The sequence below is a fragment of the Nostoc sp. 'Peltigera membranacea cyanobiont' 232 genome (assembly GCF_002245985.1).
GTDB lineage: Bacteria > Cyanobacteriota > Cyanobacteriia > Cyanobacteriales > Nostocaceae > Nostoc.
The window spans coordinates 1-22,951 of sequence record NZ_NOLK01000020.1 but is presented as its reverse complement, the minus strand read 5'-3'; the positions used below and the strand labels follow the sequence as shown (position 1 = coordinate 22,951).

Here is a 22,951-nt window from a genome sequence, read left to right as displayed (position 1 = left end):
TTATCATTCCATAATAATACGGCAAATCAATAAACTTATCGGAGATTTACCGTTAATTTGCTGAAGTCTGATATTTATTTACCCCTGAAAGCAGAGTGAACATGTTGACTAAGTTCTCTTCAAGTCGATTTTTGGGTATGGTTTTTGCCTTCCTTCAAAGGTTCAAACAGCAAAGAATCCGCACCTTTTCCCTATTGTTTGCAGTCGGACTTGGCTTAACTTTGGCTGTCTCTGCTTGTTCTCCAAGCGCAAGTAACAACTCTGGAACAACTCAGACAACTAGTCCCAGCCCAGTAGCTAGCGGCACTACAATTCGTATCGGCTACCAGAAAGCGTCAACAGTCCTCTATGCGCTGAAGGCGAGAGGGGAATTAGAAAAAGCCTTTGCAGCTTCAGGATCTTCCGTAACTTGGTCAGAATTTCCGGCTGGCCCCCCACTCCTAGAGGCATTGAATGCAGGCAGCATTGATTTTGGCTATACCGGAGAATCACCACCTATATTTGCTCAAGCTGGAGGTGTTCCTTTAGTTTATGTTGCCTACGATCCTTGGAGTCCCAGGGCTGAAGCCATCCTCGTACCCAAAGATTCACCTATTAAAAGTGTGGCTGAACTCAAAGGCAAAAAAATTGCTTTTGTCAAAGGTTCTAATGCTAACTACCTATTGCTGAAAGCACTGGAAAAGGCAGGGGTGCAGTACAGTGACATCCAACGAGTAACTCTTACTCCCGCCGATGCTCGTGCTGTCTTTGAAAGAAAAAACGTTGATGCTTGGGCAATTTGGGATCCTTACTTAGCCGCAGCAGAAGCAGCAACAGGCGCACGTACTTTAGCAGACGCGACGGGATTAGCTCCCAATCGTGGTTATTATCTGGCTGCAAAATCTTTTGTTGATAGTAAGCCGGATGCCTTGAAAATAGTTTTAGAGCAAGTGAAGAAAGTTAGTAATTGGGCAAAGAATAATCATAGCGAAGTTGCTAAATTTCTTTCCCCTGCTTTGGGTATAGATGTTCCAGTATTGGAAATAGCAGAAAAGCGACGTGATTATGATGTACTTCCGCTCACAGAGGAAGTAATTACTAAACAACAAGAGGTTGCAGACACCTTTTATAAAATTAAATTGCTCCCTAAAGAAATCAAAGTTAAGGAAGTTGTTTGGCAAGGGAAAGTGGACAATTCGTAATTCAAAAATTACGAATTATATTCCAGTATCATGGCATAAATAGCTAAGTAAGTAGACGCTAATATTTTGAGGTGTATTAAGAACTTGAATAGTTGGTGGTGCGTTAGCCTACGGCATAACACACCCTACTTAAAATTTATATTTCTTCATATACATTGAATCTTTTTCGCCAACTTACTTATATAGGAATCCGGTTTGATTTCTGAAAAGATACGTAGTAACGCACCAAACCCTTGATAATGGTGCGTTACTATTGACGTTGATGGAACACAGCATAGCAGCCATAGCACCAGGTACTACCCCTGGTAGTTTTCCTCAAGTAGCGGGATTAGCCTTTAGCTTTGACCCAGATTTGCCAGCAGGTAAGCGTGTCAAGTCTCTTGCTATCAAAGATGGCAAAGGTAAAATTGCTGATATAGTAGTTAAAAATGCAGAGTTAGTAGGTGATGCTAATCGCATCTTCCGCACTGTTACCCTCAACTTCCTCGCAACTGGTGGTGATGGCTATCCTTTTCCCAAAACAGAACGGGTTGATTTGACATCAAAAGATGTTGATAAGAGCGAACGCACAGGTTTAGCCACTTTTGCACAAGATGGTTCCGAACAAGACGCATTAGCAGAATATCTGGCCGCTAACTTTAAGCAGATTCCATTTGCTCAAGTAGATGTGCTACCAGCTGAAGATACTCGCATTCAAAATCTTAAATTCCGTAAAGATATGGTGTTATCAAAAGTGAATTAACTATTATCCTATTTAATTCAGTCTATTTACGAGGTAAATTCTATGGCAATGGTTCTGGATAAAGTAGTTCCTTTTGGGAGGTCAATGGATGAATATATAAAAATATTTAATTTAACAAATTTAGATTTAAATAAAAGAATTATTGGAATTGGGGACGGGCCAGCAAGCTTTAATGCAGAAATGACACGTCATGGTAAAAGTGTAGTTTCTGTTGATCCACTATACCAATTTTCCGGTGGTGAAATATTGCAAAGATTTAATGAAGTGGTAGATAATATCATTAACCAAGTCAGGGCTACATCAAATGATTGGGTATGGAGCTATCATAAATCTCCAGATGATTTACGACACAATCGAGTCAAAGTTCTTCAAGAATTTCTGTCTGATTACGAAACTGGTAAAAATAGCAACAGATACACAGTGGGTGAATTGCCAAAACTGGCATTTAAAAATCAAGAATTTGACATAGCTCTGTGTTCACATTTACTATTTTTATATTCAGATCATCTCGATTACAATTTTCATCTGAATTCTGTAGATGAAATGCTACGTATTGCTAAAGAAATCAGGATATTTCCCCTCATAACTTTAATGTGGAAACATTCACAACATTTAGATGAAATAGTTAAACATTACACTTCGAGAGGTTACAAGATAGATATTGAAAAGGTTGAATACGAACTTCAGCCTGGTGGAAATAAAATGTTGAAGATAACAAGAAATATTGATAAAGTTCATAATTATTAATTGTATTAAAGGTTGTTTGATAAGCTAATGAGCATTTAAGTTGCATAACACCAGGGCTGAAGCCCTTACTACAAGCGAATCAGTCTGGAAAAATGAATGACGATTAGCTTATCATGTCCGGCAAATTACTTGTGATATGTCATTGCGAGTGCAACGAAGTGGAAGGAAGCAATCGCAAGGCTTTTGGGATTGCTTCACTTTGTACCCTTCTCCTTCGGAGATGCTACGCGAACGGGAACACCAAGGGCGAACGCAATGACAATTGTTTAACCGGATATGATATGAGAAGTGTTTTATTCGATATTAAATTTATAGCAAAAGCTACTTTAAAGAATGAATTATTTTCAATCCCTATATAAGTAACTATTCTCGCCTAAGCAAGAATTATTTGCTCATTTTGTAGCAGTTATTCAGAAGTTACGACTTTTACAAAAGGTCTATTAATCACAAACTAAATTCTGCTGCATTATCCGCATCTGCATCCTTACCCATAGCAGTAGGTTTAAATTTAGAGCCATGAATTAATTCACCAAAGGCAATTCCTGGATTTTGGTGAAGAATATTCAGTACACTCATAAAATCCCGCACAATTTCCCCTGGTGTGAGTAATGCTTCTGCACCCAAACGATGAATAATTTCTTGTACAAACTCCTTTAACTCACGATTTGTCAAAGTTTGTTCATAGCCAAAATTGAGTGCATGAATTTCAGCTAAACGTTGCAGAAGCGTCAATATTTCTGTTTCACTCAACGGATTTAGCCGAATCACTGGCCCTAAATGTTCCTGAACGCCAGATTGTGCAACAAAACGACTTTCTTTTGTGCGTCTTTGCCAAGCTTGATCTGCAAAAAGTCCTCGTTTGGGGTCTTCTAAAAATTTGGTTGTTCCACCAACAACAATGCCAAGATGTTCTGCTTTACATTGCATGGTATCGTTAAACATTGCGAGGAGTCGATTATAATTTTTTTCCCGCGTTACCGTAGTAGATATTTGATATAAATGTACGGCTTCATCAAATATAATTAACAGTCCTTTATAACCAATTTCAGCTACAAATTTAGCAAACAGTTTGATATAGTCATACCAACTATCATCATCAATAATGACGCGCACTCCTAAAGCTGCTTTGGCCTCAACTTTAGTCGTAAATTCTCCACGCAACCAGCGCATCGCCGCATTTTTTAAATTATCATCATCCAATCGGTAGCCACGCCAATAAGCGATAATCACGCTACCAAAATCAAAACCATGAACTAAGTCTTCAATATACTGAACTACTTCCCTAATTTTTGATTCAACTTTGTCATCAAAACCATCGTCATTGGGGCGCATTCCAGTTTCTTTAACTACTTCTTGTTGAATTTTATTAATCCATCCTTCTAAAATAGAGACTAAAGCACCACCATCAGGACGAGTTTTTGTAGCTAGGTGGCTCATTAATTCCCGATAGGTGGCTACACCTTCATGGTTGCTTCCAGCTAATCGACGTTCAGAGGATAAATCAGCATCAGCGACTACAAAACCTTGCTCCATAGCGCGGTTACGAGTTAGTTGCAGTAAAAAACTTTTCCCAGAACCGTAGTTACCAATTATAAAGCGAAATGCTGCTACACCTTCTGCAATATCATCGAGATTTTGTAATAGGCTTTTTAGTTCTTTTTCTCGACCTACTGCTATGTATTCAACCCCAACTCTTGGTACTACCCCCGCACCAAGGGAATTGATTAAAGCAGTGGAGATTTTTTTCGAGATTTTGAGCTTTGCCATGTATTACACTTCACTCTATTCTAAACACAGAAGCACGCAGTAAATAGGGAAGAGACATATCCACCTTACTACTAATCTGACGACTGCAATCATACTTTAGTTTGACGATGCATGTTTAGCTAGGAGACTTTCATGCATGGCAATCATTTTTTTTACATAGATAATATACTCAAAGTAAACTTCTGGAACTTCCGAATCTGAGTTAATTATTAATTCCCCAATAATATCATTTGCCCGTTCATTTATAGAATCGATTAATAGATTTGGCATAGTTATGTTTGCTTCGGCAATTTTTTTAATGGCAGCTTTGGGATTATCTTGTTCGACTATAGCTTTTAATACTTGTAGTTCGTATATTGGGAGATTTTCTGAAAAATGAGTCCATTCTTCAGGTATATTTTCTGATGTATCAACTTCCAAACTGTCTACGACTGTTGTAGTTTCCATTATTTCAGAAAAAGGAAACAATTCAGTCTCATCTTCTTGGGAATTATCAGCCAAAGGTTCTAGATTAAATGTTTCTATTTGTTGAAGTAATTCCCATACTTGATTTTGCAATGAATCTCGTTCTTCTTGTAATAATGAAATTTGGCCTTGCAACTGCTGTAATTCAACTTTGTGTTCTGCTAGTTGGATTTGTGAAGAATTCAGGATGGCTTGAATATTTTCTCTTTCGGTTTTTGTCGCTATCAGCAATTGATTTTTTTGGGTTGTCTCAACTTCTAACTCTTGAATTCCAATTCGTAGTTCGTATAGTTTTTCTTCTAATTGGGGTTTGAGTCTGCCTAAAAGAGTTAAATTGCTTTCAACTTCTTGTTTATCCTGCTGGAGTTCAGAAATTTGACTTTGCAACTGGGTAATTTCAGCACGGGATACATTACAATTCGACTCTAGACGGCGCTTTTCTGCTGTGAGGACAGAAAAAGCATTGTTTAATTCTGTTTGATTTTTATGCAAGTTATTGATTTCAGTTTGCAGACTATTGATTTCTGTTTCTAACTGTTTTTTTTGTCCGGCAACTGTTCTCAATTCTCGATGTAAACTATCTCTTTGGTTACGGCTTTCTGTTACTTGATTTTGTAGTTGTTGGGACTCAGCGTATAATAAATTATGATGTTCTTCGATTTGATTAATTTCTCTGACAACACGAGCTTTCAATCCCTCCATTTCTTTAATTCGCTTGCGGAGAGAACCTAAAACAAACATTTCATAATTTCTCCGTCGCTTATCTACGAATAATGCTGCTGCATAGATAGTAAAGGCAGTAATTAAACCTGTGAGAAAGGCTTTATTAAAATCCCAGTTTGGGACGAGGCTAAGTCCAAAACTCACACTAAAGGCAACTATTCCTAGTATAAATCGATTGCTGATACTTACTGATTGCATATTGCTGGTTTTTAGCGTAGTCAAGTTGTCAGAATAAGTAGCTCTCATATTAATTTATAATTCATAGTTCCTAATGAGAATATACATAAAACAATACTTACTAAAGAATGGTTTATATCTGTTGTTTTGTAAGTAAGAAAAAAGTGCGAGCGTAAAGTAAATAATTCTAATCAGAAGTGTTAGATGTGTCCTTATTTGAGTTAAAGAGTCTTAAATCTGCTTTTAAAAAATCAACAAACTGCCGGGCTGTGCGTCCAGAACGACCGTTGTGACGAGTTGCCCATTGTAATGCTTGAAATTCCAAATCTTCTTGGGTAATATTAATTTCAGCTTGTGCAGCTAGATGTTGTACAATCTTCAAATAAGTTTTCTGGTCGGCTGGTTCAAAGGTCAAAGTTAAACCAAAGCGATCGCTAAACGAAAGTTTCTCCTGCATCGTATCCCAAGCATGGATTTCGTCGTTATCCTTGGGGGTAGGTCTATCCACAAAAAACTCCCGAATCAAGTGGCGGCGATTGGAGGTAGCATACACAACTACATTTTGCGGCCGCGCGGTTAAATTACCTTCTAAAACTACCTTGAGCGCTTTGAAGGCATCATCATCTTCTTCAAAGGAAAGGTCATCGACAAAGATGATAAATTTTTGTGACACACCTCGTAAATGTTCCACAATTTCTGGTAAGTCTTTTAAATCAGATTTTGTCACTTCCAACAAGCGGAGGCTGCGTTGGGCTTTGCCCTTGCCGGAGGCATCGCTATATTCATTCAACAAAGATTTTACTAAAGAAGATTTGCCAGAACCACGACTACCGTAAAGTAATACGTGCAGTGCCATCTCTCCTGATAGTAAAAACTCTGTATTTTTTAGCAAAGCATCTCTTTGAGACTCGTAACCTACAAGCGCACTCAGCTTAACTGGATCGAAATGCCGGATACCGATAAACTGCCCACCTTGCCAGCGTAAAGCGCGATATTCTGCAAATAAACCAGAGCCACATTGCCGATAATAAGCCGCTAATTCTTCTACAGCATCACCCCAATTATCTAATTCTTGTAGATATGTAGCGAACTTTGTCTCTACTCCTACCAATTCTTGCTCTTTATACCACACTACTGGCGAAATGGGCATGTGAGCTACATTTTGTATCCACTCACTCAAAGAAGCGCTGCTACATTCATAGAGGCTTTGCAATATTTGTAAATCATGCTTAACTGCTGCTACTAAAGCTGGGGGCAATTCTTCAAATTCTCGTGTTTCAGCCAGCTTTGTAAAAGGATTCTTAGAGAAGAGAAGTTGAGTAATTAAATAGTCTTCCCAGTTTTGATTTTTGGCCGCTAAAGCGTTGAAATAACTACCGTATGCTTGGAGACAACCCCGGGCATCGGCATCAGTGTAACGTATAGCTTGCAACAGTTCTAGAAATGCTATCCCCACTTCGCCTTGGAGAACAGACTGGTAAAGTAAAAGTGATGCTGCTTGACGCTGGAGATATTGAACTTTTGTATATGAGGAAGTACTTGCTATTGGCATCGCTTGGTTATCCATCAATCAACAGTGTGGTATAGCTATTTAGCTATGGTAAATTGTCTGCTGACCTTGGCAGTAAAGTCAAAATCTACAGATGTTTTAACAATGAATTTAAGTATAATTGCTGCTTTCGCATACGGCATCTTAGCGATCGCTGGTGGCATTATTGGCTATACTCAGGCTAGAAGTAGGGTTTCACTGTTAAGTGGTAGCATTAGCGGCTTATTACTAATACTTGCCGCCTACCTTCAACTCCAAGGACAAACCTGGGGTTCGATTTTAGCAGTGTTAGTTACTGGTGTTTTAGTGGTAGTCTTTGCATTTCGACTAGCTAAAACACGCAAGTTTATGCCGGCGGGATTAATGACGATTTTGGGAATGTTGTCCTTGGTGGTGATGGTGAATCAAATGGTGGCTTTAAAGTAGCATCAGTCTCCAAGCAATACCACCTTCTGTTTTTCCAAGGGTATGCATTAACAAAGCAAGCCGATGCATTGACAAAGCAAGCCGACGCATTAACAACGCAAGCCGACGCATTAACAACGCAAGCCGACGCATTAACAACGCAAGCCGACGCATTAACAAAACAAGCCGACGCATTAACAACGCAAGCCGATGCATTAACAATGCAAGCCGACGCATTGCTATTGCATGGTATTGCGAAATTTAATTCGCTACGAATTAATAAAATGCTGTACTTAGCGCAAAATCTGGTCAATCATCCGGTTCGCCTGGGAAGCATAACCGCCCCCGAATAAATTGAAGTGATTTAAAATGTGATACAGGTTATAGAGTGTTTTTCTCTGCTCATAGCCTGCATCAAAAGGAAAAACCTCGTTATAACCTTTGTAAAAAGCTGCGGGGAACCCACCAAATAATTCTGTCATAGCAATATCAACTTCGCGATCGCCAAAATAAGTGGCTGGATCAAAAATCACGGGTTCTCCTGAGGCTGTACACCCAGCATTTCCGCCCCATAAATCGCCATGTACTAAAGAAGGTTGCACCTGATGCGCCAATATTTCAGGCATAGCTGCTAGTAATTTTTCTTCCTGGGGGAAACTTCCTCCCCGTCGCCTTGCCAACTGAAATTGATAACCCAGGCGATGTTTAATATAAAATTCTGTCCAGTCTGCTGTCCAAGTATTGATTTGGGGCGTGGAACCAATGGTATTGTTAATTTTCCAACCAAAACCTTGATTACTGCTAGCTTGATGCATCGCCGCCAACTTGCGCCCCATGTCTTCCCACAAATTGCTGTTACCGTTACCAAGTTCTAACCATTCCAGAGCGATGTAGCTAAAATTTTCAGCTACACCCCAGCAAATAGGTTTGGGGACGCGAATACTAGCTGTTGCTAGCATTTCCTTTAAACCCAATGCCTCAGCCTCAAACATCGCAACTTGGGATGCTTGATTAAGCTTGACGAAGTAGGTAATCTCACCATTGGAAACAGCATAACCTTGGTTGATACATCCGCCACCAACCGATCGCCGTTGCTGACTCTGAAATTTTTCGCCAGTCTCCTGGCTAATATGAGTATCGATTTGAGTCCACATAATTAAATTGGGGAGATGAGGGAGCAGGGGGAGCAGGGGAAGAAGAACTATTGATTAATGCCCAATGCCCCATGCCCCATTTTTAATTTACGGCTTGACGACAACTACACCATAAGCCTCTGGGGAAAGATACTCTTTGGCTGCTTGCATCAAATCAGTTGCATCTTGACTCTGAATATAATCTGGGTAGTTAAAGGCGGGTTCTAAATCTCCCACTAAGGAATGATAGTAACCATACAACCCAGTGCGATCGCTTGGTGTTTCGTTGCCAAAAATAAATCTGTTCGCTACTCGCCGCCGTACACGGGCAATTTCTGACTCTGTGACTAACTCAGTTTGGACTTTGCGAATGTGTTGAGCGATCGCATCCTCTACTTCAGCTAAATTTTCCACTGCACATTTAGCTGAAATATAAAATGTCCCTTGCAGCTGATTGCTCATATTGCTCACAGAAATTGCAGTAACTAATCCCCGTTCTTCTCGTAAATCCCTCACCAACCTTGATGTCCGTCCATGTCCCAAAACTCCTGCTAAAACATCCAGTCCATAGGTGCGATCTAACTGCGCCATTCCTGGAACCCGCCAAAGCATCACTAGCCTTGCTTGCTGGAGACTTTCATCTGTAAATTCTCGACGGACAATTTCTGTAAATGGTGATTCAGGGTTGAGTGCTGTTAGCGGTAGCGGGGCGTTTAGCCCGTGGCGATTGGGGATTGGGGAGTACTGAGTTTTATTGGCTTTTGTAAATCCTTCAGCAACGATCGCAATTAATTCTTCCACAGGTAAATTGCCCACAGCTACAGCAGTAATTGACTGGGGTTGATACCAAATATCATGAAAATCCCGCATCTGCTGGGGTTTAAGTTCAGAAATTACCGATTCTGGCCCCAATACCGCCCGGCGATAAGGTAGCTCACTATAGGCTGTCTCCATTGCTCGGCGAAATGTCCGCCGTTGGGGATTATCCTCTGAACGCCTAATTTCTTCTAAAACTACTAATCGCTCGCGTTCAAAAGCATCATCAGGAATACTAGCATTTGATACTACATCTATTTGTAGTGGAGCAAGCTGGGCAAAATCTTTGGGGGCAGTGGTTATATAGTAATGAGTATAGTCTTGGCTGGTAGCGGCATTGGTAACAGCACCCCGTTCTTCAATTCGACGTTCAAACTCACCGCTAGCCAGTCGTTCTGTTCCCTTAAAAATCATGTGCTCTAAAAAATGAGCCATACCGTTAATGGCATCAGATTCTACGGCTGAACCAACTTTAATCCATAAATTGAGGTTTACAGCTTCAACTGGCATCTGCTCCGCAATAATTGTCAAACCATTGGGTAACTGATGCAGTGTTGGGCTATGAAGACGAGTAAATTTCCGCAGGGTTGAAGTCATTGCTACTTGTGTGAGGAGCTATGTTACTTCTTTATCTTATCCGCGACGGAAAATCTATATAAAAATACCTCTCCCAGGGAGAGGTTCGGCAAACTAACGAGAGTAAGGATTATCAGTAAACCACAAACTTTTAAAAATCAACGTAAAAACAAGGGTTTCAGCCATCGACAATTAGGAGTATTCACCATTGGTCTTAAAAGGATCTTAGAGCGATCGCTTAAAGGTAGCTAGGGGTATCGTAAGTCCTAGCTAAAAGATTCGTTTTTACAGATAATAAAAACACATCTATCTAGAGGATTAATTGTTTATATATCAGAAGTTAGAAGCAAGTATGATACATCCGGCTGGCTACACCTACGTCATTAATTGAGATCCGCCTATTGGTTTATATAGTTAAAGCAAAAAGGATGATTCCCATAGCAAAGACATTAATGTTACTCATTTATATATTCATCGTTAAATACAACCAACTTTGTGATTATTCAAATAATATCTAAAGATTTTTGATATTAGTTCTCTAGATAGATCGGGAATTTTATAGACAAACTTTAATATGAAATAGTCAAAAACAAACAAGGCAGATTTCCACGAAGGAGAAATTCAATGACTAACATTATTGCTTGGTTGGTTTTAGGTTTAATTGCAGGTGCGTTGGCTAAGTTATTTTATCCAGGAACCCAAGGTGGCGGTATTCTCTCCACGATTGTACTAGGAATACTTGGAGCTGTAGTCGGTGGTTACTTGGGTCAAGCTTTACTCGGAAGTAGTTCAGCCGCCGCCGCATCTGTAGGAGCTTTGTCCCTTGGAAGCATTTTATTTGCTGTCCTTGGTGCTATGTTATTGATTTTCCTTTGGGGTATACTGACTCGTCGGGCTGTGTAATAACCTCAAATTAACTGACAATTTTGGGAATCACTTCTAGCTGCAAAAAACCGATAAAATGACATTAGATAAAGAGCGAATAACTGTAGGAGTGTTCGCTAGATGTTCAGATGCACAATTGGCACTTCAGGAACTCAAAGCTTCTAATTTTCCAATGCACAAGGTTTCTGTAATTGCCCGGAATGTGGAAGAACAAAGTGATATTGCTGGTGTTGAAGTTAAAGAACGCACTAGCAATACATCTGGAGAAGATGTTGATGAAGTCTTCAATGGTGGTGCTTTAGGCGATCTTAGTGGCTTATTAGTCGGTCTAGTCCTTTGGGTAATTCCTGGTATAGGCCGAGTCATGATAGCCGGAGCAGAAGCAACAGCGATCGCTACTACTTTAGCAGGTGGTTTGCCTAGTATATTCCTAAATTTAGGAATTCCCAAAGAGGAAGCACGGGGTTATAGCGATCTCGTCTGTAAAAGTTACTATTTGCTGATAGTAACCGGTATAGACATAGAAATCCGTCTTGCTAAGAGGATTTTTAATCGCCGCGATATTCAACAACGAGGACAACGAAGTGTTAATGAGCCATACTTAACCCCAAATAGTCGCTATAGACATGCTATTGGTGTTTTTTATACGCGCCAAGATACGGAAAGAGTCCTTACTGAATTGAGAACTGCTGACTTTCCGATGAGTCAAGTATCAGTAGTTGCTAAAAATAGAAGCAGTCTAGGTGATATTTGTGAAGGGAATCTCAGGAGTTCTCAAGATAACTACACAACTCTCGGAATTCCTAACGATCTAGTTAGATATTATGACCAGCAAGTGGCCCTTGGTCATTATTTAGTAGTCATAAAAGGTACTGATATTTACATAGCAGGTGCAAGAGCTATTTTAGAAAGTAACAAAATCCAACATTTTGGTATATACAGCCAATCTGAGCTTAATGCAGCTAGAAGCGATCGCCAGACTACAAACTTCTAGTTAAATATCAATTTAGAATGTTATATAAAGCACATAAAATCCTAAGGGAATATTGTTTTTTGAAACTCTTGTTTTCTACCATAATGCCCCTTGTAAGTAGGTCGGCGCAATTAAAGCTAACTGGCGACGGCTGTCATTGGTCAGGGCTTTAATGCTATTTACGGTTCGTAACATATTTGGTTGATTTCTATCAACTTGCTTAAACATAATCTTCCGGTTAACACGTATAGGAATATACAATAATAGTGATTTCGTGTCCATTAGCAAAAGCCACTATATAGGACTCCTATTTGCATCTTGTTCAAAAATCAAATAGGAGTCCTATAGTGTCGAGAGGATGATGACATTGGATGATATCGTATTATGGTTCGCAATCAATAAATTGTGCCTTTGGGACTTTGCATAATTTTGGTCTTACTAGGTCAATGACTGCAATCATAAAAACCACCATTTTTTAGTAAAGTCTAATGTATGTTAAATTTATAAATAATCTAAGAGTAAGCGATCAATATTCACCGCCAAATTAAATTAAAAAGTAAATTTGTTACTCCTGTTGAAGAAAGTTATGCTATCTAAAAGTTTAATGTTTGCTAAATTATAAAAATGCTAGAGAAAAATATTTATATACTTATATTTAAAATCACATCACATTTATAAAAGGATTAAAATGCGATCGCTCGTCTTTAGAGTCCTAAAAACTAGCGATATCCGATGATAGCGAAATATCTTACATTTTTTTGGATAGTTAAAACAAAATCATAACAGAATTAATTTGAATACCTGCCTGGAATAATGTTGAACCGTTTGAAGATTGGAACCAAGATTGGAGTAAGTTTTGCCCTGAGTTTGGCAACTCTGACCGCCATTGGTCTAATCTCCTACCAAAGTACCAACGATCTAATTGAAACTTCAGTCAAAGAAAACCATACCTACCAGGTGCTAAGTCAACTTGAAGACCTGAACTTGCAACTGACCAATGCTGAGACTGGGCAACGTGGTTATGTAATTACTGGAAAACAGAGCTATCTGGAACCTTATAATGCTGCCATTAGTGTGTTGGAGCAAAAAGTCAGGGAACTTCAGAGATTAACAGTAGATAACCCCAACCAACAGCGACGACTGGATAGTTTACAGCCACTAATCGCTCAAAAGCTGGCTGAACTTAAAGAAACCATTGACTTGCGCCAAAATCAAGGCTTTGAAGTTTCCCAGAAGGTTGTACTGACAGACCAGGGTAAGCAAGTGATGAGTGAAATCCGCAAAGTAATCTTGGCGATGGAAAATGAGGAAAATGGACTCCTGAAGCAACGTTCTCAAAAAGCACAAGCAGCTGCCCAGCAAACCATCGCTAGCATTGTCCTTAGTATTCCCCTATTTTCTTTGCTCTTGGCTTTGATCGGATTCATCCTGACCAGACATATCTCAGTACCGTTGAAGCAAGTTTCTGGTTTGGCAGAAAAAATGGCGGATGGGGATTTATCGGTGAGTTTAGCAGATAGCGATCGCCTAGATGAAATTGGCGTGTTGACGCGCACCTTCAACCAGATGATCGTTAATCTGCGAAACACAACTCAAAAAAATGACGAGCAAAACTGGCTAAAGTCTAACTTAGCTGAATTTACCCAGATGCTCCAAGGGCAGCGCCATCTGGAAAGTGCAACTAGCTTAATATTGTCGAATTTAGCACCATTGGTTGGGGCATCGCAGGGCGTTTTTTATGCGATGGCCTCTATAGACGACCAGCCAGTGCTGAAGTTGCTGAGTAGTTATGCTTACAAAGAACGAAAAAATCTAGCAAATCAGTTTCGCTTGGGCGAGGGATTGGTGGGACAATGCGCCCTAGAAAAACAAAGAATCCTCCTCACAGAAGTTCCTAGTAACTATATTCGCATCAGTTCCGGCTTGGGAGAAGCACCACCGTTAAATATTATTGTTTTGCCTATACTGTTTGAGGCGCAGGTAAATGCTGTAATTGAACTTGCCTCTTTTGGGCCTTTTAGCCATCTGCATCTGATATTTTTAGAGCAATTGAGTGAAAATTTGGGAGTATTTTTAAATAACATCGCTTCACAATTGCAAACCCAGCAACTACTTGAAGAGTCTGTTGCTTTAACAGAAGAACTGCAAACTCAGCAAGAAGAACTACAGCAGAGCAATCAACGGCTAGAAGAGCAGGCGCACGAGTTGGAAGAATCACAATTTATTGTCAAGCAGTCTAACGAAGAATTACAACAATTAAATGAGGAGCTAGAAGAAAAGGCGGAATTGTTAGAAGTTCAAAATCGGGAAGTTGCTCGCAAGAACCAGGAAGTTGAACGAGCAAGGCAGTCTTTTGAAGAAAAAGCTGAACAACTGGCCTTATCTTCCAAATATAAGTCAGAATTTCTGGCGAATATGTCCCACGAATTACGGACACCGCTAAATAGTTTGTTAATTTTAGCAAGACTCTTATCAGATAATTCTCTTAACAACTTGACCGATAAACAGGTAGAGTACAGCCGGACTATTTACTCGGCTGGCACTGATTTGCTGGAGTTGATCAATGACATTCTAGATTTAGCAAAAATTGAGTCGGGTACTATGTCGCTCAATATTGAGCAAATTGCTTTTGCAGACTTGGAAACATCTCTAGAACAGACTTTCCGACAAGTAGCCCACAATAAAGAACTCAGTTTTACTATTGAACTGGATGATAAGTTACCTGCGACAATTTCTAATGACTCCAAACGTCTGCAACAAGTACTGAAAAATCTCCTAGCTAACGCCTTTAAGTTTACTGAAAAGGGAGGTGTGAAGTTAGAAATTAGCATGTCTTCTGATGGAACCCAAGTTGATAATCCCATGATTGCTTTTGCCGTTAGCGACACGGGTATAGGCATTCCAGACGAGAAGCAAAAGATTATTTTCGAGGCATTTCAGCAAGCAGATGGCACAACCAGCCGCAAGTACGGCGGGACTGGCTTGGGTTTGTCCATCAGCCGCGAATTGGCTCAACTGTTGGGAGGGAGAATTGAACTAGTCAGCCAAGCAGGGCAGGGAAGCACCTTCACTCTCTACTTGCCCAAGCGACAGGAAAAGAATGGTAAAAATACTCTTACATCCCTGGAGCCAACACCAACCACTATCCGCAAAGCATCGACGATAAAAAAAGTGCCTCTGGTCGAAAGCAAACCCACAACTGTGGACACTTCTCCATCTGCGAAAGTATCTACTACCTTCCCCCACGAAATTCCAGATGATCGGGAAATAATTCAACCGGGCGATCGCGTTTTGCTAATTATCGAAGATGATGATAAATTCGCCCGTATCTTACTAGATATGGCACGGGAGCAGGGTTTTAAAACCATTGTTGCCTTACAGAGCAAACAAGGTCTAGTACTCGCGCAAGAGTTTAAGCCCGATGCCATTATGCTCGATATTTATATGCCAGAAATGGATGGTTGGACGGTTCTGGATCGTCTCAAGCACAAGCCAGATACCAGACATATACCAGTACATATACTTTCTGTGGATGAAAGACAGCAACGGGGACTACAGCTAGGAGCGATTACCTATCTCCAAAAACCGGTTTCTCCAGAAGCGCTAACTCAGGTATTGACTGATATTAAAGGCTTTATTGAGCGTCAGGTTAGAAATCTCCTGATCGTAGAAGATGACCCAGTACAAGCCCAAAGTATTATCGAACTGATTGGTAATGGTGATGTCCAGAGTACAGCAGTGGGTACGGGGGCAGAAGCACTGTCGATTTTGCGATCGCATCACTTTGATTGTATGGTACTCGATCTCGGTCTGCCCGACATGAGCGGGTTTGAACTAATTGAGCAAATCAAGCAAGAACCTAGGCTGTTGAAACTGCCGATCATCGTTTACACCGGCAAAGAACTCAGCCGACAAGAAGAAACCCAACTGCGGGGACTAGCAGAGACAATTATTATTAAAAATGTGCGATCGCCAGAGCGGTTGTTAGACGAAACTGCTCTATTTTTGCATCGGGTGCAAGCAAATTTGCCCCCACCAAAGCGTCAGATGCTAGAGCAACTACACCAAAACGATCCGGTGCTGACTAATCGGAAAATTTTGATTGTAGATGATGACCTGCGGAATATTTTTGCCCTGACCAGCTTTTTAGAAAGCTATCAAATGCAAGTACTGTTTGCCGAAAATGGCAGAGATGGCATAGAGATGCTGCAAACTAATCCTGACATTAATATAGTATTGATGGATATCATGATGCCACAAATGGATGGTTACGAAACCACCCGTGCCATCCGTCAGCGACAACAGTTTCGCTCCCTACCAATAATTGCTTTAACTGCCAAAGCTATGCCAGGCGATCGCGAAAAGTGCATCGAAGCTGGAGCCTCTGACTATATCACCAAACCTGTAGATACTGAGCAACTGCTTTCACTACTCCGGGTTTGGCTGTATCGGTAAGGGAATGGGGAGAGAAAGAGTTTTCTGTAATCTCAGTACAAAAATTTGAGGTATTTAAAAACCCACACGTAACCAATTAAAGGGTACAGTGTGGGTAATTGATACCTATAAAGATAACGTGAATGACGATTTAGCGAAACATACTACTAACTGAAGTATCTTCATGAATCCGCCAAATGGTTTCTCCTAAGAGATTAGCCACTGACAGCACCACTAGTTGGGGAAAACGATTACTTTCTGGTATGGGGATCGTATTGGTGACAATTACTTCCTCAAACAAACCACTAGACAATCGCTCCATCGCTGGTGGAGAGAATACCGCATGAGTTGCACAGGCATATACCTGACGCGCTCCTTCTTCACGTAGTAATCGCGCCCCTTCTGCGATCGTGCCGCCTGTGTCGATCATGTCATCGACCAACACTGCCGTTTTGCCTCTAACATCGCCGATGACATTTAACACTTCTGCAACATTATGTGCCTGACGACGTTTGTCAATAATTGCCAGTGGCGCATCATTCAGTTTTTTGGCAAATGCTCTCGCCCGTGCTACACCGCCAACATCAGGAGAAACAACTACAACATCGGGCAGTTGTTTGCTTGCTAGATAATCCAGCAATACTGGCGAACCATAAACATGGTCAAAGGGGATATCGAAATAACCTTGAATTTGCGCCGAGTGCAAATCCATTGCTAGAACGCGGTTAGCACCAGCTTCAGTGATCAAGTTAGCAACCAGCTTGGCGGTGATTGACTCTCGTCCTGCTGTTTTGCGATCGGCACGAGCATAGCCATAGTAGGGAATTACTGCCGTCACCTGTCGCGCAGAAGCTCGACGACAAGCGTCAACCATAATCAATAATTCCATCAAATGATCGTTCACAGGTTGACAACATGGCTGGATTAAATAGACATCACAACCACGAATAGATTCTTGGATTTGAACGTAAAGTTCTCCATCCGCAAATCTTTTGCGAATCATTGGCCCCAAGTCCATGCCCAGATAACGAGCGACTTCTTGAGACAGTTGGATATTGGCAGAGCCAGAAAACAGCCGCAGGCGATGATTCTCGGTCAGTCCTGTTGCAGATGGTTGCACTTTGAAAGTTGCAGAACTGAGCACAGCAGATCCTCTATGTGCATTCATAGTAATATTATCATTAGAGATTTAATAGATTTAACCGAGAAATTGCCTAAAAAAACACTTGCGAGTTTTATTGAAGCTTCCATACAAAATTAAAACATCTTTCCATAAAACGATCGTTCGCTAACTGTCTAATGTTCTTGGCAAGCAAACTATTGATTGCTTAAGGAGCATCTAATCCGTCCACTAGGTCTATAGTTCAAGTTTTTTGGGGTGAGGTAAATAACCCCAATCTCTCAAAGATTGGTGTGATAGATTGCTTATTCTAACTACCTCATTTATAAGTGACAGGAAAGCATTTACAACTTAAGTAATATTAAAGTTTGTTTTTAGATACGTGTTGAACGCTTGTGGCTAAGTGTGCAACACGTATCTAATTATATTCTACGATCCTAGCGGTAAATAAATAAACTGGCAGACTTAATTTTTAGTTTCAAGCCGGAAGCCACGCCCGAACGGTACTATTAAAGTCTTAAATCCTTTGCCGTCGGTCTTTTCGGAGCGGATAAGGTTGATAAGTCTTTCTTTAGGATTTGACTTCCGTCGATCTTGCTGGTCTAGTCTCACTAAAATATTTTGTAAATATGACAGGATGCTTAATCTACAATATATAGTTGCTATATATTTGTAGCTAAAAATTTTAGCAAATCACCAAGCCAAGTTTTGCAACACAACCGTATTTGATGGCTAAATCAATTGTTTCAACAAAACGCCTCAGCAGTCAGTTTATTAGCTGGTTGCTTGAAGAAAACAGACCAGATAAGGAAGGATCGTACCGTCGTAAGGAAGAAGCACATCGCCAGCATTCTTGGTGGCAGGTCATGTGCTTGACTGGTGTAGATTATTTCTCAACCCTTGGCTATCAACCTGGTATTGCAGCACTGGCTGCTGGCGCTCTTTCTCCTATAGCTACCCTGATTCTAGTTTTGCTGACGCTGTTCGGAGCGTTGCCAATCTATAGACGCATTGCTGCCGAAAGCCCTCATGGTGAAGGGTCGATCGCAATGTTAGAGCGTTTGCTCCCTTGGTGGCAAGGTAAATTACTTGTGCTGTGCTTACTTGGCTTTGTGGCAACCGACTTTATTATTACCATTACCCTATCGGCTGCTGATGCTACAGCCCATATAATCGAAAATCCCCTGATCCCAGATTGGTTTCACGGTCAAGCGATCGCAATCACCCTAGTATTAGTTGCATTACTAGGCGCAGTTTTCTTGAGAGGTTTCCGAGAAGCAATTGGAATTGCAGTCGTGTTGGTGGGAGTTTATTTGCTGTTAAACTCCATAGTCGTTAGCGTTGGTGTGTATCAGATTTTAACTCACCCAGGAGCGATCGCTAACTGGCATACGGCACTTTTTGCCCGCCATTCCAACCCTTTGATACTAATTGGTATATCTCTGCTCATATTTCCAAAGCTAGCACTAGGATTGTCAGGCTTTGAAACTGGTGTCACCGTTATGCCCCTCGTCAAAGGTAGCAGTAGTGACACTTCCCAATATTCCAAAGGACGGATTCAGAATACACGTAAGCTGCTGACTACTGCTGCTCTGATTATGAGCTTCTTTTTGCTCACCACCAGCTTTATAACCACTCTACTGATTCCAGTTGCAGAATTTGCATCTGGAGGCAAAGCTAACGGACGAGCCCTGGCTTATTTAGCACATCTGTATCTCGGTAATGGCTTTGGCACGATTTACGATGTCAGTACTATTTCCATTTTGTGGTTTGCAGGTGCATCTGCAATGGCAGGGCTGCTGAATATTGTGCCTCGTTATCTACCACGGTATGGTATGGCACCCAATTGGGCACGAGTAACGCGACCTTTAGTGTTGGTGTACACAGCGATCGCTTTTGTTGTCACAATCATCTTCAAAGCAAGTGTAGAAGCCCAAGGTGGGGCTTACGCAACTGGTGTGCTTGTATTGATTACCTCAGCAGCCTTTGCCGTAACCTTATCAGCCCACCGTCACAGAGAGAAGCGGGCAAAACTTGTTTTTGGGATTATCACACTGTTATTTTTATATACTACTGTTGTTAATATCATCGAAAGACCAGAGGGGATTAGGATCGCTGGATTTTTCATTGGTGCGATCATTTTTACCTCACTAGTTTCTCGTGTTTGGCGTTCAACGGAACTGCGAGCAGAACGGATCGAAGTTGACGAACTTGCCGGTCAATTTCTTGCGGAAGAGAGCCAGGGAGCAATACGGCTAATTGCAAATAGGTTGAATACAGGCGATGTCCTAGAGTATTTTTTAAAAGAGAAAGAAGTCCGCGAGGATAACCATATTCCAGCCAACGATCCAATTCTTTTTCTAGAGATTCAGGTATCAGATGCTTCCGAGTTTGCGGATATCATCAAAGTAAGAGGGGTGCAAGTTGGTGATTATCGCATTTTAAGGGCTGAGAGTGCAGCAGTACCTAATGCGATCGCGGCTTTACTGCTTTATATTCGTGACCATACAGGTAAAATTCCTCATGCCTACTTCGGCTGGGTTGAGGGCAACCCCATACAATACTTACTGCGTTTTATCTTGTTTGGTGAGGGTGATATTGCTGTAGTCACCCGTGAAGTACTCCGTCGGGCTGAAAAAAATCCCCACAAACGTCCTGGCGTTCATGTTGGGGGTTGATTAAGCATCATAAATAATTGAGCCGCCTTGGGAAAAACTCAATATACTAAGCACTTTTTTCTATTTTTTTCTTGTGAATCGATATATTTTCATATAAGGCCAATCAGCCTCACCTTGTAGTTTATATAAATCACTCATTTCTGCTTGAAAAACATCTCTAAATTCCCAATAAAATTCGCGGTTAATTATCACAAAAACTGTATCTGCATTGTTTGTCGCTATACTAACTTTTTCTCCAATATTTTTTCCCTTCATAATTTTCCGAATATAATCTGGTGCATATATGGTTGATGAATCTCCGTAATATTTTAGTAATCTAGGCTGCCCGTATAACAATACAGATTTTGCAGATTCATTTCGATTTTGTAGCAGATAGCGAACAGCCGAACGGTAGTCATCTTTTGAATAGGCGGGATTGGAATAGTATTGCCAATTTGAAGAAACATTCATCAATAGCAAAGAAACAGTAGCTAACTTTGGAATTTGAGAGACTAGAGAAACTTTATTCTGGCGCTGATAATTATGTAAAAAAGTTGATGGAATCAAAATGAAAATTGGTATACATAGATAAAAAGAGTGGCGAGGTAGCCAATTAATTTTGGTTGCCAAGGCAAACAGCAAGGTTAGTAAAAATGATGTTACTAAAAGCGATGTGAAAAAGTAATCAGCCTGTTGATATCTTTTCCTCTTGCGGTGTCTTGATAGACTTTTTACTAAAGCTAAAAAGATGACTGTAATGACAATAATAAATATTAATAACTGAGGCCAGTAACCAAGTAAAACATTTATCTTTTCTGGATCGCGTAATTTCTCCAGTGGCGGCCCATAGGATGTCCCGACTAATATACCGTAGAACACAAAAATTATGTTTGTAATTATAGGTAATCCAGTCCGAGTAACTTGAGTAGCAGTTGGATCGGATGCAGCTGGTGATGATAAGTAGAACCAAAGCATTGGAGAGGAAAAAACTACCGGAGGTATCCACCATCTGAGCAATTCTTTTAAGTTTCTATAAATAATTGCATGAGATAAACAAATTGATGAACTAAATATAATTGTCAAAATACTGCCAAAACTTCCTATGGCCGTAAAGATACCAAAAAGCAATTGGGGAATAATTTTATTCCTCTTATCTACAGTAATTGCATAACTAAAAAAATATATTTGAAGTGAGGTTATAAATATTAATAATGCGTAAGGTCTGGCATCTTGGCTGTAGAATACGCTAAAAGAACTAACTGCTATGATCGTAGACGACCATAAAGCATGTTTTCTTCCATAAACACGTAGACTCGTAAAAAATATGGCAATTACTGAGCCGACTCCTAGTAAGGATGAGAGCGATCTAATCGCAAATTCACTATCTCCAAACACTGAACGCCAATAGAATAAGACCAAATAATAAAGTGGTTGGTATTTATCACCAGCTTCTCGATTTACAATGTTGGATAAATTTTCTTGAACACTTGTAGCATCAGATAAAGCTAGACTCCAGCCTTCATCAAACCAAAGACTTTGATTTTGCAATAAACAGAAACGCAGAAATATGCTAATTATGATAATAATAAAAACAACAAAATAGTATTTTGACTGTTTCATAAAAATCTCCAAAGCACTGGTACATTAGATATACAACTTTCTAATCATCAAAATCCCACCCTATCGTTCAGTAAGAGATTGTAATCATTGTCTCTATGTTGTGGTGGGAGGAATGTTATCTATGGAGACTCTATCACAGGAATGAGTATTTTGTTGTCTAGACGATCTAGTTACTACACTAAACCTTTAAAATCTCTAGCAGATGAGTAGGTAGATTAGCATGAGTGAAACTATAGAAACGATTTTCAGCAAAATCATTCGTCGGGAAATTCCCGCCGATATTGTTTATGAAGATGATTTGGTCTTAGCATTCAAAGATATCCATCCCCAAGCACCTGTTCACATCCTCGTTATTCCCAAAAAACCCATTCCCACGCTAGCTGATGCTGAATCTCAAGATCATGCTCTGTTGGGGCATCTTTTGTTAACCGCCAAACGTGTTGCAGAAGTTGCTGAATTGAAAAATGGTTATCGAGTTGTTATCAACACTGGTGACGATGGTGGTCAGACAGTCCACCACTTACATGTGCATATTTTGGGAGGACGGCAGTTGAACTGGCCCCCTGGTTGATAAAAGTGGATGAATTGTGTCTTTAGACACAATTCATCCGTAAAACAAATCACTGTTATAATCAATTCCTATTTAATATTTCTTTACAACTCTCAATTTTGCTTCTAATGTAATAGACATAGGTAAGCAAATTTGCTTATCGAAATCATAAACAACAAACCGCACTTATAAAACCATGACAGCAACCTTACAACGCCGCGAAAGCGCCAACGTATGGGATAGATTCTGTGAATGGATCACCAGCACCAACAACCGGATTTACATCGGTTGGTTCGGCGTAGTCATGATCCCCACCTTGCTAGCCGCCACCGCTTGCTTCGTAGTCGCCTTCATCGCCGCACCACCAGTAGACATCGATGGTATCCGCGAACCCGTAGCAGGTTCCTTAATCTACGGAAACAACATCATCT

At 40.5% G+C, this 22,951-nt stretch carries 18 protein-coding genes and 1 pseudogene; 10 read left to right on the top strand and 9 right to left on the bottom strand.

The features are described 5' to 3' along the window. The first annotated feature begins 101 nt into the window (after positions 1 to 101). From CDG79_RS09300 to CDG79_RS09290, 3 genes are all read left to right on the top strand, one after another. Positions 102 to 1,181: a sulfonate ABC transporter substrate-binding protein gene (locus tag CDG79_RS09300; protein ID WP_094341881.1), complete on the top strand. Its 1,080-nt coding sequence runs from the start codon at positions 102 to 104 to the stop codon at positions 1,179 to 1,181. A 253-nt stretch (positions 1,182 to 1,434) separates the two neighbouring features. Then, positions 1,435 to 1,923, top strand: coding sequence for a 5'-nucleotidase C-terminal domain-containing protein (locus CDG79_RS09295; RefSeq protein WP_223278071.1), 489 nt, complete (start codon positions 1,435 to 1,437; stop codon positions 1,921 to 1,923). Between the two features lie 42 nt (positions 1,924 to 1,965). Then, positions 1,966 to 2,670: an SAM-dependent methyltransferase gene (locus CDG79_RS09290; protein ID WP_094341879.1), complete on the top strand. Its 705-nt coding sequence runs from the start codon at positions 1,966 to 1,968 to the stop codon at positions 2,668 to 2,670. Between the two features lie 444 nt (positions 2,671 to 3,114). Here CDG79_RS09290 and CDG79_RS09285 read toward each other — a convergent pair whose 3' ends face one another. From CDG79_RS09285 to CDG79_RS09275, 3 genes are all read right to left on the bottom strand, one after another. Continuing rightward, positions 3,115 to 4,437, bottom strand: coding sequence for an ATP-binding protein (locus CDG79_RS09285; protein ID WP_094341878.1), 1,323 nt, complete (start codon positions 4,435 to 4,437; stop codon positions 3,115 to 3,117). Between the two features lie 96 nt (positions 4,438 to 4,533). Next, on the bottom strand, positions 4,534 to 5,823 hold the full coding sequence (locus CDG79_RS09280; RefSeq protein ID WP_189524934.1) for a tellurite resistance TerB C-terminal domain-containing protein: 1,290 nt from the start codon (positions 5,821 to 5,823) through the stop codon (positions 4,534 to 4,536). Positions 5,824 to 5,989: 166 nt separating this feature from the next. Then, positions 5,990 to 7,369 (bottom strand): ATP-binding protein, encoded by a 1,380-nt coding sequence (locus CDG79_RS09275; RefSeq protein WP_094341876.1) that lies wholly within the window; start codon positions 7,367 to 7,369, stop codon positions 5,990 to 5,992. Between the two features lie 87 nt (positions 7,370 to 7,456). On the opposite strand from CDG79_RS09275, the gene CDG79_RS09270 reads away from it, so the two are divergent. Continuing rightward, positions 7,457 to 7,777 carry a TMEM14 family protein gene (locus tag CDG79_RS09270; protein ID WP_094341925.1) on the top strand — a complete coding sequence of 107 codons (321 nt, stop codon included), beginning with the start codon at positions 7,457 to 7,459 and terminating at the stop codon, positions 7,775 to 7,777. Here the strand turns inward: CDG79_RS09270 and CDG79_RS42195 are convergent. The 3 genes from CDG79_RS42195 to CDG79_RS09255 all read right to left on the bottom strand — a co-directional run bounded on the left by CDG79_RS42195 (position 7,769) and on the right by CDG79_RS09255 (position 10,302). After that, the gene (locus CDG79_RS42195) at positions 7,769 to 7,993 is read right to left on the bottom strand and encodes a hypothetical protein (RefSeq protein ID WP_189524933.1); all 225 of its coding nucleotides are present in this window, start codon (positions 7,991 to 7,993) and stop codon (positions 7,769 to 7,771) included. The two genes, CDG79_RS09270 and CDG79_RS42195, sit on opposite strands and share 9 nt — an antisense overlap. A gap of 56 nt (positions 7,994 to 8,049) precedes the next feature. Next, on the bottom strand, positions 8,050 to 8,910 hold the full coding sequence (locus tag CDG79_RS09260) for a fructosamine kinase family protein (protein ID WP_094341875.1): 861 nt from the start codon (positions 8,908 to 8,910) through the stop codon (positions 8,050 to 8,052). Between the two features lie 87 nt (positions 8,911 to 8,997). After that, entirely contained in the window at positions 8,998 to 10,302 is a 1,305-nt protein-coding gene (locus CDG79_RS09255) for a M16 family metallopeptidase (protein ID WP_094341874.1), read from the bottom strand. Between the two features lie 603 nt (positions 10,303 to 10,905). On the opposite strand from CDG79_RS09255, the gene CDG79_RS09250 reads away from it, so the two are divergent. After that, complete coding sequence (locus CDG79_RS09250) at positions 10,906 to 11,184, top strand: GlsB/YeaQ/YmgE family stress response membrane protein (RefSeq protein WP_094332884.1); 279 nt, start codon at positions 10,906 to 10,908, stop codon at positions 11,182 to 11,184. 58 nt (positions 11,185 to 11,242) lie between these two features. Then, positions 11,243 to 12,160: a hypothetical protein gene (locus tag CDG79_RS09245; RefSeq protein WP_094341873.1), complete on the top strand. Its 918-nt coding sequence runs from the start codon at positions 11,243 to 11,245 to the stop codon at positions 12,158 to 12,160. Positions 12,161 to 12,235: 75 nt separating this feature from the next. On the opposite strand, the gene CDG79_RS44765 is transcribed toward CDG79_RS09245, so the two are convergent. Continuing rightward, the gene (locus tag CDG79_RS44765) at positions 12,236 to 12,367 is read right to left on the bottom strand and encodes a hypothetical protein (protein ID WP_262985785.1); all 132 of its coding nucleotides are present in this window, start codon (positions 12,365 to 12,367) and stop codon (positions 12,236 to 12,238) included. Between the two features lie 585 nt (positions 12,368 to 12,952). Between CDG79_RS44765 and CDG79_RS09240 the strand changes: the two genes are divergently transcribed. After that, positions 12,953 to 16,594 carry a response regulator gene (locus tag CDG79_RS09240; RefSeq protein WP_094341872.1) on the top strand — a complete coding sequence of 1,214 codons (3,642 nt, stop codon included), beginning with the start codon at positions 12,953 to 12,955 and terminating at the stop codon, positions 16,592 to 16,594. Positions 16,595 to 16,724: 130 nt separating this feature from the next. Here the strand turns inward: CDG79_RS09240 and CDG79_RS09235 are convergent, their stop codons facing one another. After that, positions 16,725 to 17,741: a ribose-phosphate pyrophosphokinase gene (locus CDG79_RS09235; protein ID WP_094341871.1), complete on the bottom strand. Its 1,017-nt coding sequence runs from the start codon at positions 17,739 to 17,741 to the stop codon at positions 16,725 to 16,727. 680 nt (positions 17,742 to 18,421) lie between these two features. Between CDG79_RS09235 and CDG79_RS09230 the strand changes: the two genes are divergently transcribed. Then, complete coding sequence (locus CDG79_RS09230) at positions 18,422 to 20,371, top strand: amino acid transporter (protein WP_094341870.1); 1,950 nt, start codon at positions 18,422 to 18,424, stop codon at positions 20,369 to 20,371. A gap of 60 nt (positions 20,372 to 20,431) precedes the next feature. Here the strand turns inward: CDG79_RS09230 and CDG79_RS09225 are convergent, their stop codons facing one another. Further along, a complete protein-coding gene (locus CDG79_RS09225) occupies positions 20,432 to 21,970 on the bottom strand; it encodes a glycosyltransferase family 39 protein (RefSeq protein ID WP_094341869.1) in 1,539 nt (512 codons plus the stop codon). 220 nt (positions 21,971 to 22,190) lie between these two features. Here CDG79_RS09225 and CDG79_RS09220 point away from each other — a divergent pair, with 220 nt between their 5' ends. Together CDG79_RS09220 and CDG79_RS09215 are read left to right on the top strand one after the other, a co-directional pair. Further along, entirely contained in the window at positions 22,191 to 22,541 is a 351-nt protein-coding gene (locus CDG79_RS09220) for a histidine triad nucleotide-binding protein (protein WP_094341868.1), read from the top strand. Positions 22,542 to 22,716: 175 nt separating this feature from the next. Further along, positions 22,717 to 22,951, top strand: a pseudogene (locus CDG79_RS09215) (photosystem II q(b) protein); the annotation flags it as partial.